Genomic DNA, 11,642 nt, shown 5'->3' with positions numbered 1-11,642 from the left:
GGTGCCGATTTCGCCCCAAAACGTCCCCCATCACCCTCTAGCGACCGCTCCATATGCAGTTTCACCCCCTCACCGTGCAGGCACGGGCAGACACCCCGCTGGGGCCCGTCCGGCTGGCCGCCTCCCCCACCGGCTTGTCGGGCGTCTGGTTTGAAGGTCAGCGCCACGAGCCCACCGCCCACCTGCACGGCACTAGCGCCTGGGCTTTGGTGCTAGGCAATCACCCCGTGCTGCAAGAGGCCGCGCACCAGCTGCAGCAGTACCTGGCCGGAGAGCGCCAGCACTTCGACCTGCCGCTGGATCTGTCGGGCGGCACGGTATTCCAGCAATCCGTGTGGCGCGCGCTGCTGCAGATTGGCCGGGGCCAGACGACCAGCTACGGAGCGCTGGGCCGCCAGCTGGGCAACCCCAGCGCCGTGCGGGCCGTGGGCGCGGCGGTGGGCCGCAACCCGCTGAGCGTGGTGGTGCCCTGCCACCGCGTGCTGGGTGCCGATGGCAGCCTGACCGGCTACGCGGGCGGCCTCGATCGCAAGAGGGCTTTGCTGACACTGGAGAATGCACCCCTTTTTGCCGCCGCCACCCCTCCCATGAAAGCCATTGCATGAACAGCCCCGCCACCCGGCCCGTCTCCACCTGGATCGGTGAATTCATCCTGCTGGCCGCACTGTGGGGCGCGTCGTTCCTGTTCATGCGCCTGGGCGCGTCCGACTTTGGCCCGCTGCCCACTGCCGGCCTGCGGGTGGCGCTGGCCACGGTGTTCCTGTGGCCCATCATGCTGCGCCAGGGCCACTGGCCTGCGCTGCGCGCGCACTGGCGGCCCATTTTGTTTGCGGGCGTCATCAATTCGGCGATTCCGTTCTCGCTGTTCTCGTGGGCGGTGTTGCACATTGCCACGGGCCTGACCTCGATCCTCAATGCCACCGTGCCGCTGTTTGGCGCGTTGATTGCCTGGATGTGGCTGGGCGACCGCATCAACCGCCTGCGCTGGGTGGGGCTGGCGCTGGGTTTTGTGGGCGTGGCCCTGCTGGCCTGGCGCGCCCCCGCTGGTGCCGGGTTCAAGACCGACCATGCTCACTGGGCCATTGCGGCCTGCCTGCTGGCGTCGGCGTTCTACGGCGTGTCGGCCAGTTTTGCGCGGCGCCACCTCACGGGCCTGCCGCCGCTGGCCACGGCCGCCGGCAGCCAGCTGGGCGCGGCGCTCGGCCTGGCCCTGCCCACCTTGTGGCTGTGGCCGGCCCAGATGCCCGGCGTACGTGCCTGGGCGGCCATCCTGGCCATTGCCGTGCTGTGCACCGGCATTGCCTACATCCTTTACTTTCGCCTGATTGAGCACGCAGGCCCCAGCCGGGCGCTGGCCGTCACGTTCATCACACCCGTGTTTGCCGTGCTGTATGGCACGCTGTTCCTGGGCGAGAGCATCACGCCATGGATGGTGGGCTGCGCACTGGTGATCGTGTGTGGCACCCTGTTGTCAACCGGACTTATCAGGACGCTGCGTCCCGCCCGGGCCGCCTCAGAACAGGCCTAAACTTGACACATGGTTTTTTTATCGGGTGCATGCTTTCTGAGGAAAGCCCCATGCGACACGGGTCGCGACATGCCCCCGCTCCTCCCGCAGGGTCGCCCGCCCGTCGTTAGCGCCCCTCCAGCCCCCTCTAAGGCGTATTCGCGGCACCAGGCCGCCCAAGGAAAACGCCATGGGTAACAACACGCTGCTGGCAGGCACGGCCCTCATGCTGCTGCTGTTGGTGCCGGTCTGGCTGTCACCACAAGAGTCGCTGCACCCCTCCCGGCGCACGCTGATCCTGCTCGGCGTGGCGGGCGGGCTGGTCTCCATCGCCGCCTTTGAGGCCCTGCGCTGGAACGCGCCAGAGCTGCACATCGTGGCCTACCCCACTGCCACGGCATTCATGGCGCTGTTCTTTGGCGTGCCGGCGGCGGCCATTACCGCCCTGCTGGCCTTGCAGGCCGCCCTCTGGACCGACACCTCGGCCGCCTGGCCCGCCACGTCCGTTCTGGGGGGCGCACTGGCCACTGGCTGGGGTTGGCGCAGCCTGGGCAGGCGCTGGGCCTGGCCCGACTGGGCACCGCTGGCCGGCCTGACCCTCACGCTGCCGCTGGTGGTTTCGCTGGCCATGATTGCCACAACGGACGCCGGATTGGGCACCCAGACCCTGCACTGGCATCACGGCGCTGGTGTGCTGATGCTGGGGATTGGCTGGCTGGTGATCGCAGCCAGGGCTCGCGCCGAGCTGGCGCGCAGCGAGATTCAGCAGACGTTGGGCCAGCAAGAGCACCAGCTGCGCCTGGCGCTGGACGCCCTGGGGGGCGGCCGCTGGCAGTGGGATGTGGTCGAACGCCGGTTTTCTTGTGACGGCCGGTTTTACGAGGCCTATGGCATCACCAGTGCCGACATGCAGTCGCCCGACCTCTGGCAACGCTGGTACGCCCGGCGCCACCCGCTGGACGCCGAACGCAATGCCGCCAAGCTGGCGCGCGCCATGGACGGGCTGGAGGAAAGCTACGAGGCCGAGTTCCGCGTGATGGACGCAAAGGGCCAATGGCGCTGGCTGATGTCGCGCGGCACTGTTGCCAAGCGCGACGCCCAGGGCCGCCCGGCCAGCCTGATCGGCATGGACGTGGACATCACCGCCCACCGCGAGGCCGAGGAGGCGCTGCAGTCTGCCGAGGCCAAATACACCACCTTCTACCAAACGCTGCCCGACCCGGCGGGCATCACCCGCATTGCCGACGGGTGCTACATCGACGTGAACCCCGCGTTCTGCGAGCTGTTGGGCTTCACGCGCGAGGAGGTTCTGGGCCGCACCTCGTCAGAGCTGCACATCTGGGCCAACGAGCACGAGCGCAAGCGGCTGCTGGAGACCTACCAGCGCGAGGGCAAGGTGGACCGTCTGCCCCTGGTCGCGCAAAGCAAAGGGGTGCAGGTGCCGGGCCTGATGTCGGCACGCTCTGTGCTTGTGAATGGCGAAAACTGCTTTGTTTTCGTTTTCCACGACATGACCGAAGCCCAACGCACCAGCGACGAACTTCGGGCGCTGTACCACCAGTTGCAGCAAGCCGGCCGCCTGGCCCGGCTGGGCGCGTGGGAGGACGAGCGCGGGCGCGGACTGGTGTACTGGTCGGACGTGTGTTTTGACATCCACGGCCTGTCCCCCAACCAGCCGCCGCCCAGCGACTACATCGACCGCCATGTGGCCCCGCAGTACCGCGAGGCGCTGCGCGAAAAATTCCGCCAGAGCATCCGTTCGCGCACCGAGTGGAGCATGGAGATGGAGGTCTATCACGCCGACGGCCATCTGCTGTGGGTGCGCGCAAGCGGCGAACCGGTGATCGAGAACGGCCGCGTGGTCAAGGTGCGCGGCGTGATGCAGGACATCGACGAGGCCAAGCGCGCCGACCAGCGCCTGCGCCAGTCTGAGGAGCGCTTCTCCCGCATCTTCCACCTCATGCCCTACCCCATGGGCCTGTCGCACCGCAGCGACGGCCGCTATATGGACATCAACCCTGCCTGGGTCGATATGCTGGGCATTCCCCGCGAGGAAGCCATTGGCCGCACCGCCGTGGAGCTGGGCATCTTCACGGCCGAAGACCGCCAACGCCTGATGGAGCAAGTCAGCCAGACCGGCCACCTTAGCGACTACGAAGTGACGCTGAACGTGCGCAATGGCCCCCGGCGTACCGTGCTGCAATCGATGCGCGCCACCGAGTTCGACGGCGAGCCCTGCTGGCTGTTCTCGGTGCACGACATCACCGACCGCAAGCGCAACGAGGTACAGGTGCGTGAACGCGAGGCCCTGCTGTCGCTCACCATCTCCGCCGCATCGCTGGGCCTGTGGGACTGGGACCTGCAGACCGGCCTGGTCACAGGCGACCGCCGCTGGCGCGCCAAGCGCGGGCTTGCGGCGACCGGCGACACCACGGCGGCCGTGCAATGGACCACGGCCATCGCCCCAGACGACATCGACCGCATCACTGCGGAATTGGCGCGCCACACCGCCCACCTGGGCACCCCGTTTGACGCCACCTGGCGGCTGAACCAGCCGAGCGAACCGGTGCGCTGGGTGCGCAACCTGGGCAAGATCGTCGGCTTTGACGAGCAAGGCCGGCCAGCCCGCATGCTGGGTGTGGCCATCGACGTGACCCCACAGCGCGAGCAAGAGGTCATGCTGCAGCGCCTGGCGCTGTACGACGCCCTCACCGGCCTGCCCAACCGCGTGCTGCTGGCGCGCAAGCTGCAGGAATGCATGGCCCAGGCCCGTGACACCGGCAAGCAGCTGGGCGTGGCCTACCTGGACCTGGACGGTTTCAAGCCCGTGAACGACCGCCTGGGCCACGGCGCGGGCGACCGCCTGCTGGTGGTGGTGGGCGGCCGGCTCACGCGCGCACTGCAGCCGGCGGACACGGTGGCCCGGCTGGGGGGCGACGAGTTCGTGATCCTGATGCCCGGGCTGGAGTCGGTGGCCGACTGCGAGCGCATTCTGGGCCGCGTGATGGAAAGCGTCTCGGCCCCTTACACGCTGGACACCGAGCGCGTGGTCGTCACGGCCAGCATTGGCTACACCATCTTCCCGCAGGACGACGCCGACGCCGACACCCTGCTGCGCCATGCCGACCAGGCCATGTATGCCGCCAAGCAGGCCGGGCGCAACCGTTTTCACCAGTTCGACGCCGCCCAGGAGCGCGCCGTGCAACTGCTGCGCGCCCAGGGGCACTACCTGCGCGAGGCGCTGGCGCAAGCCCAGTTCACCCTGTACCTGCAACCCAAGGTGGACATGCGCAGCGGCACCGTGGTGGGCGCCGAAGTGCTCTCGCGCTGGCTACACCCCGAGCGGGGCCTGGTGCCACCGGGCGAATTCTTGCCGCTGCTGGAGGGCACCGATCTGGAGATCGGCTTTGGCGAATGGGTGGCCGAGGCGGCACTCACGGTGCTGGAGCAGTTGCAGGATCGGGGCATGCCCATGCCGCTGAGCATCAACATTGCCGCCCAGCACCTGCAGCAGCCGGGCTTTGCCGACTGGGTTGCCGGTTGCCTGGCGCGGCACCCCCGCGTGCCCGCGCACCTGGTCGAGATCGAGATCACCGAAAGCGCTGCCCTGTACGACCTGAGCGCCGTGGCCGACACCCTGAACGCCCTGCGCGCCATGGGCGTGACGGTGGCACTGGACGACTTTGGCACCGGCTACTCGTCGCTGACCTACCTGCGCCGCCTGCCCATGGACACGCTCAAGATCGACCAGAGCTTTGTGCACGGCATGATGGGTGACCCCGGCGACCTGGCCATCGTTCAGGGCGTGATCGGCCTGGCCCGCTCGTTCGGCTACCGGGTGATTGCCGAGGGGGTGGAAACCGTCGAACAGGGGCAGATGCTGCTGCAGCTGGGCTGTTTGCAGGCGCAGGGCTACTGCATCGCCCGGCCCATGCCGCTGGAGGACTTCATCGGCTGGACACCCCATTGGCAGCCCCCTGCAGGGTGGCAGCGCAACCGGCCCATTTAAAAACACTGAAATCGTTGCCAAGCGCTAGTGCCATATGCGCTAACAGCTATGGTTTTGGTAGTAACCAAGCATTCTCGTCGTCCCCTGGAGGCTGGCCTTGAACATCCGCGAACTCCGCGCCGAAGACCTTGCCCCTCTGCTTGGCCTGTACACCCATCTGCACGAGCATGACGACCCGCTGCCCTCTGGACCCGAGGTGCAAGCCGTATGGACTGAGGCGCTCGCCAACCCGCGCATTCGGTACTTTGGAGGGTGGGATGAGGGCCTGTTGGTCGCGTCCTGCACTCTGACCATCATCCCCAACCTCACGCGCGCCTGCCGCCCCTATGGCGTCATCGAGAACGTGGTGACGCACTCGGCCCATCGCAATCAGGGCTGGGGGCACGCGCTGCTGCAGCACACCCTGGCCCATGCCTGGCGGGAGCGCTGCTACAAGGTCATGCTGATGACGGGCCGCAAGGACGAACACACCCAGCGTTTTTACGAGCAGGCGGGGTTTGACCGGCACGGCAAGCAGGCGTTTGTGGCCAAGCCACCGCAGTGACTCGGCAGGACCAGCACGGCGCCCACCCTGCTGGTCGGCGGTGAGATGAAATCAGCCCACCAGGTCCTTCACCTGCTGCAGCGCAGCCGGGTCTTCCATCGTCGTGAGGTCGCCCGGGTCGCGCCGCTCGGCCACGGCCTGCAGGGCGCGGCGCAGCAGCTTGCCGCTGCGGGTCTTGGGCAGCACGGTCACAAAGTACACGCGCGACGGTCGCGCCACGGCGCCCAGCTGGTGATCCACCTGCTTCATCACCTCGCCTTCGAGCTTGAGGCGTGCGGCGTCATCGGTCAGGCCCGAGGCGTCGCGCACCACGGCAAACGCCATGGCCACCTGGCCCTTGAGGCTGTCGGCCACGCCCACCACCGCCACTTCGGCGATATTGGGGTGGGAGGCAATGCTTTCCTCGATTTCGCGCGTGCCCAGGCGATGGCCCGCCACGTTGATCACGTCGTCGGTGCGGCCCAGGATGAAGTGGTAGCCGTCCGCATCGCGGATGCCCCAGTCGAACGTGCTGTAGATCAGCCGGCCGGGAATGCTCTTCCAGTACGTGTTCACAAAGCGCGCGTCGTCGCGCCACACGGTCTGCATGCAGCCGGGAGGCAGCGGGCCTTCGATGGCCACCACGCCCTTCTGGTTCGGGCCGGTCAGCTCCTGCCCCGTGGCCTCGTCGATCAGCTTGACGTCGTAGCCATACATGGCCTTGCCCGGGCTGCCGAAGCGCGCGGTCTGCGGCTCCACGCCATTGGCCAGCGTGAGGATGGGCCAGCCGGTCTCGGTCTGCCAGTAGTTGTCGATGATGGGCACCGAGAGCGCGTCGCTGATCCACTGCGCCGTCGGTTCATCGAGCGGCTCACCGGCCAGCCACAAGGCCTTGAGGCTCTTCACGTTGTACTTCGCCAGGTAAGCCGGGTCCTGCTTCTTGAGCACGCGCACCGCCGTGGGGGCCGAGAACATGTGCGTAACCCGGTACTTCTCGACGATGCTCCACCACACGCCTGCATCGGGCCGCGTGGGCAGGCCTTCATACATGATGGTCGTCATGCCGGCGATCAGCGGGCCATAGATGATGTAGCTGTGCCCCACCACCCAGCCGATGTCGCTCGTTGCGAAGTACGTTTCGCCAGGTTTGGCGTCGAAGATGTGCTTCATGCTCGCGGCCAGCGCCACGGTGTAGCCGCCCGTGTCGCGCTGCACGCCCTTGGGCTTGCCGGTGGTGCCGCTGGTGTACAGCGTGTAGCTGGGGTGGGTCGATTCCACCCACTCGCAAGCCACCACGGTGTGCAGGTGCTGCTCGCGCAAAGGTGCCCACTCATGGTCGCGGCCAGCCTGCAGGTGCATGGGCGCCAGGCCCCGGTTCACCATCAGCACGGCGGTGGGCTTGTGTTTGGACAACGCAATCGCCTCGTCCAGCAGCGGCTTGTAGGGCACCACCTTGCCGCCGCGCGACCCTGCATCGGCGCTGACCACCGCCACGGGCTCTGCGTCTTCGATGCGCGAGGCCAGCGAGCCCGAAGCAAAGCCGCCAAACACCACCGAGTGCAGCGCGCCAATGCGCACGCAGGCCAGCATGGCAAACGCGGCCTCGGCAATCATGGGCATGTAGATGAGCACGCGGTCGCCCTTCTTCACGCCCAGCGACAGCAGCACGGCCGCCATGCGCTGCACCTCGGCGTGCAGCTCGGCAAAGCTGTAGCTGCGCTCGGTGTCGGTTTCGGTGGAGATCGCCACCAGCGCCGCCTGGCTGGCTCGCGTGGCCAGGTGCCGGTCTACCGCGTTATGGCACAGGTTGGTGGTGCCGCCCACAAACCATTTGGCAAACGGCGGATTGCTGTAGTCGCACACCTGCTGGGGCGGCGTCTTCCAGTCGATCAGCTTCGCCTGCTCGCTCCAGAAGGTGTCGCGGTGGTCGATGGACTGGCGGTAGAAGTCGGCGTAGGTGCTGTGTGCGGTCATTGTGGGTGTCTCCTCGGCATCTCTCTCGCCCTGCCAAGACAGCAGGTTTTGAATTCATAATTATTCATGACGGGCTTGCGGCAAACTGACGCAGCAAACCCTCTGCCTCGTCATCCATGGCTCCAGATGCAGCAGGCATATTGATATGTCGGCAAACGTCATACCGGCCTGTCACACTCCCGGACCATGCACCCAGCACCGTCGCCTGCCCCCACGTCCGTCCCGTTCCGCGACGCCTTTCTGTTCTGGCTGAAGCTCGGGTTCATCAGCTTCGGCGGGCCTGCAGGCCAGATCGCCATCATGCACGCCGAATTGGTGGAACGCCGCCGCTGGATCAGCGAAAACCGCTTTTTGCACGCCCTCAACTACTGCATGCTGCTGCCTGGCCCCGAGGCGCAGCAGCTGGCCACCTACATCGGCTGGCTCATGCACCGCACCTGGGGCGGCATCGTGGCGGGGGCGCTGTTTGTGCTGCCCTCGCTGTTCATCCTGATCGGGCTGTCGTGGGTGTATCTGCGTTTTGGCGATGTGCCCGTGGTGGCAGGCATCTTCTATGGCATCAAGCCTGCCGTGACGGCACTGGTGTTGCATGCCGCGCACCGCATCGGCACCCGCGCGCTCAAGAACGGCTGGATGTGGGGCATTGCTGCCGCGTCGTTTGTGGCCATCTTTGCGTTCGACACGCCCTTCCCGGCCATCGTGCTGGCGGCCGGGCTGATCGGCTACTTTGGCGCGCAGCGCTGGCCCGCCGTGTTTGCGCTGGGGGGCGGCCATGCCAACGCGCACAAGGGCTATGGCCCGGCGCTGATCGATGACGACACGCCAACGCCCACCCATGCGCGCTTCTCCCGCGTCCACCTGGTCAAGGTATTGTTGGCAGGGCTGGGGCTGTGGCTGGCGGCCATGGGCCTGCTGGTGGCTACGCAGGGCTGGCAAGGCACGCTCACGCAGATGGGCTGGTTCTTCACCAAGGCGGCCATGCTCACCTTTGGGGGCGCGTACGCCGTGCTGCCGTATGTGTACCAGGGCGCGGTAGAGCACTACCAGTGGCTCAGCGGCCCGCAGATGATTGACGGACTGGCCCTGGGTGAGACCACGCCCGGCCCGCTGATCATGGTGGTGGCGTTTGTGGGTTTTGTGGGCGGCTGGCTGCAGCAGGTGTGGGGGCCGGACGCCCTCTTTGCAGGCGCCGTGGCGGCGGCCACGATCGTGACCTTTGTGACCTTTTTGCCCTCGTTCATCTTTATCCTGGCGGGCGGCCCGCTGGTGGAGGCCACGCACGGCAAGCTGGGATTCACAGCGCCGCTGTCGGCCATCACGGCTGCTGTGGTGGGCGTGATCCTGAACCTGGCGCTGTTTTTTGCCTACCACCTGCTGTGGCCGCAGGGCTTTGGCGGCCGCTTTGACGCCGTATCGGCCGTCATCGCCGTGGGGGCGCTGGTGGCGCTGTTCCGCTTCAAGCTAGGCGTCATGCCGCTGCTGGGCGGCTGTGCGGTGGTGGGGTTGCTGGTCAAAGTGGCCGTGCCCTACTTCGCCTGACCGAAACTCACTCCAATCACTATGATTTTGATAGCTGCCAGCGCTTGAATATCAAGCGCTAGCAGCCAATTTGGCTCAAAACTGATTATTTGATCAGCCCCAGCACGTCCTTGAACGCCGGGTGCTCGCAGCTGCCGAGCCATTCAAACGCCACCATCTCGGTGGTCACCAGCTCGGCGCCTGCGCCGGCCAGGCGGTCGAAGGCGGCGTCGCGGTTGCGTTCGGTCCGCGAGCCACAAGCGTCTGTCACCACCCACACCTCAAACTCATCCTCCAGCAAATCGAGCGCGGTCTGCAGCAGGCAGACATGGGCTTCGCACCCGGCAATGACGATGGTGCCGCGCTCTGCCGCCAGCGGTGCGGGCTTTTGCAAGTGTTTGGGCAGGCTGCGTGCGTTGCCACCCTGGGGCTTGGCCGGGGGGCGAAGCCATTCGCCCAGGCCTTCTTCGGCGGCGCTGAAGTGCATCTTGGCCAGGGTCTTCTGGCACAGGGCGCGCAGCGCGGCGTCGTTGGCGCCCAGGCGAGAGGGGTTTTGCTCGGTGCCCCACACGGGCACGTCCAGCATGCGGGCGATCTCGGCCAGGCGGCGGGCGTTCGCCAGCACGGCGGGGCCCTCAAAGATGGCGGGCATCAGGCGCTCCTGGTAGTCGACCAGGACGAGTTGGGATTCGGCGGCGTCAAGCAGCATGGCAGGGTCTTTCTCTCTGGTGGGTGCAAGGGCCGGATTGTCGCAGCCGTGGCGCAGCGCCGGGGGCTTTGCACCAGCAGGCGTATCTTGAACTTTGCGGGCAGGCCCCAGCGCGCTTGCCTGGCAGGAGCATGGGAGGTCGCTTCATGCAACCCTTGGCTCTGAACAAGGCTCTTACCCGCTGGAATCCGGGCCGGCGGTCGTCATGACCACCCGGGATGACGCAAACGGCAACATCATGGGCCGGTCTTGCCGGGCCTCCCTTGATTCAGGAGTGCCTTGCCAAGGTGGAGTGCAACGTCATCGCAGAGTCGCTGGGATTGCCTTGCTCAGGCTGGCCGATCATGCCGGCGCTCCAAGCCGTCTGGCGGCAATCGGCGGGCGAGGCAGTCTCACCGACCTTCATTCAAACCAACCAGCCTGCTCAAAATCCGGGGCTGTTCATGTCGAGGTAAACGATAAAGTCTGCACCTCAGAACACCGACCAGCCAGTGAACTCTGACAACTCTTGCAGCGCGCGCGTGCCGAGCAGTGAATTGCCAAACGCATTCAGGCCAGGAGACCAGACAGCGATCGATGCATGTCCCGGAACGACGGCAAGAATGCCGCCTCCGACGCCACTCTTGCCGGGGAAGCCGACCGAATAGGCGAAGTCGCCTGAACCATCATAGTGCCCCGCGACCAGCATCAAGGCGTTGACACTGCGTGCCTGAGCTGGGCTCAGCAGGTGGGCTGCGGAGTCGAAGCCGGCCAGGAACCGGCCGACGCTGGCCAATTGCTGGCAGTTCATCGCGATCGCGCATTGGCGACAGTAAATCTGCAGAAGCCGTTCGCATTCCGTGTGCAGATTGCCGCACGAGCGTAGAAAGTACGCCAGGGAGAAATTGCGGTAGGCCGTGCGGTATTCCGAGGCGGCAACCTGTTCATCAATCGAGATCCGGTCATCTCCAGCCGCCGTGCGAACGAAATCCATCAGTTCGTCGAGTCCGCCGCACGCGTCGGGCGCATCAAGCATGGCGTCGGTGGTGACCAGTGCACCCGCATTGACGAAAGGATTGCGCGGTTTGCCGCCTTCCTGCTCAAGCTCAATGACCGAGTTGAAGGTGTAGTTAGATGGTTCCTTGCCCACCCGCTTCCAGAGCCGGTCGCCGTGACGGCCCAATGCGATCGCCAGTGAGAAGACCTTTGAGATGCTCTGGATCGAAAACGGTGTCGCAGCGTCGCCCGCGCTCAGCTGCTCACCACTGGCCAGGCACACACTGATCCCGAACTGATGCACATCAACGCTGGCCAGTTGCGGAATGTAGTGCGCCACCTGGCCGCGTTTGTGTGCGCGCTTCATGCGCGCGTCGAGCCCTACCAGAAAGCTCTGGAGCGTTTCCAAAGCGGCACGGTCCATCGT

8 protein-coding genes are annotated in these 11,642 nt (G+C 66.3%); 5 read left to right on the top strand and 3 right to left on the bottom strand.

The window, feature by feature from the left end:
- Positions 1-53 precede the first annotated feature (53 nt).
- The 4 genes from C380_RS11645 to C380_RS11630 all read left to right on the top strand — a co-directional run bounded on the left by C380_RS11645 (position 54) and on the right by C380_RS11630 (position 6,060).
- Positions 54-605: a methylated-DNA--[protein]-cysteine S-methyltransferase gene (locus C380_RS11645; protein ID WP_015014050.1), complete on the top strand. Its 552-nt coding sequence runs from the start codon at positions 54-56 to the stop codon at positions 603-605.
- On the top strand, positions 602-1,528 hold the full coding sequence (locus C380_RS11640; protein WP_015014049.1) for a DMT family transporter: 927 nt from the start codon (positions 602-604) through the stop codon (positions 1,526-1,528). The genes C380_RS11645 and C380_RS11640 overlap by 4 nt, the downstream gene beginning before the upstream one ends.
- A gap of 169 nt (positions 1,529-1,697) precedes the next feature.
- Positions 1,698-5,516, top strand: a complete 3,819-nt coding sequence (locus C380_RS11635; protein WP_015014048.1) for an EAL domain-containing protein — start codon at positions 1,698-1,700, stop codon at positions 5,514-5,516.
- Between the two features lie 97 nt (positions 5,517-5,613).
- Entirely contained in the window at positions 5,614-6,060 is a 447-nt protein-coding gene (locus C380_RS11630) for a GNAT family N-acetyltransferase (protein ID WP_015014047.1), read from the top strand.
- A 51-nt stretch (positions 6,061-6,111) separates the two neighbouring features.
- On the opposite strand, the gene C380_RS11625 is transcribed toward C380_RS11630, so the two are convergent.
- On the bottom strand, positions 6,112-8,013 hold the full coding sequence (locus tag C380_RS11625) for a propionate--CoA ligase (RefSeq protein ID WP_015014046.1): 1,902 nt from the start codon (positions 8,011-8,013) through the stop codon (positions 6,112-6,114).
- Between the two features lie 186 nt (positions 8,014-8,199).
- Between C380_RS11625 and chrA the strand changes: the two genes are divergently transcribed.
- A complete protein-coding gene (chrA, locus tag C380_RS11620; protein WP_015014045.1) occupies positions 8,200-9,552 on the top strand; it encodes a chromate efflux transporter in 1,353 nt (450 codons plus the stop codon).
- 85 nt (positions 9,553-9,637) lie between these two features.
- Here chrA and C380_RS11615 read toward each other — a convergent pair whose 3' ends face one another.
- Together C380_RS11615 and C380_RS11610 are read right to left on the bottom strand one after the other, a co-directional pair.
- Positions 9,638-10,240 carry an isochorismatase family protein gene (locus C380_RS11615; RefSeq protein ID WP_015014044.1) on the bottom strand — a complete coding sequence of 201 codons (603 nt, stop codon included), beginning with the start codon at positions 10,238-10,240 and terminating at the stop codon, positions 9,638-9,640.
- A gap of 472 nt (positions 10,241-10,712) precedes the next feature.
- Positions 10,713-11,639: a glutaminase gene (locus C380_RS11610; RefSeq protein ID WP_015014042.1), complete on the bottom strand. Its 927-nt coding sequence runs from the start codon at positions 11,637-11,639 to the stop codon at positions 10,713-10,715.
- Between the last annotated feature and the right edge of the window lie 3 nt (positions 11,640-11,642).

The sequence above is a fragment of the Acidovorax sp. KKS102 genome (assembly GCF_000302535.1).
Taxonomy (GTDB): domain Bacteria; phylum Pseudomonadota; class Gammaproteobacteria; order Burkholderiales; family Burkholderiaceae_C; genus Acidovorax.
The sequence above is the reverse complement of the archived record's forward strand: the minus strand, read 5'-3'. Positions and strand labels throughout refer to the sequence as shown.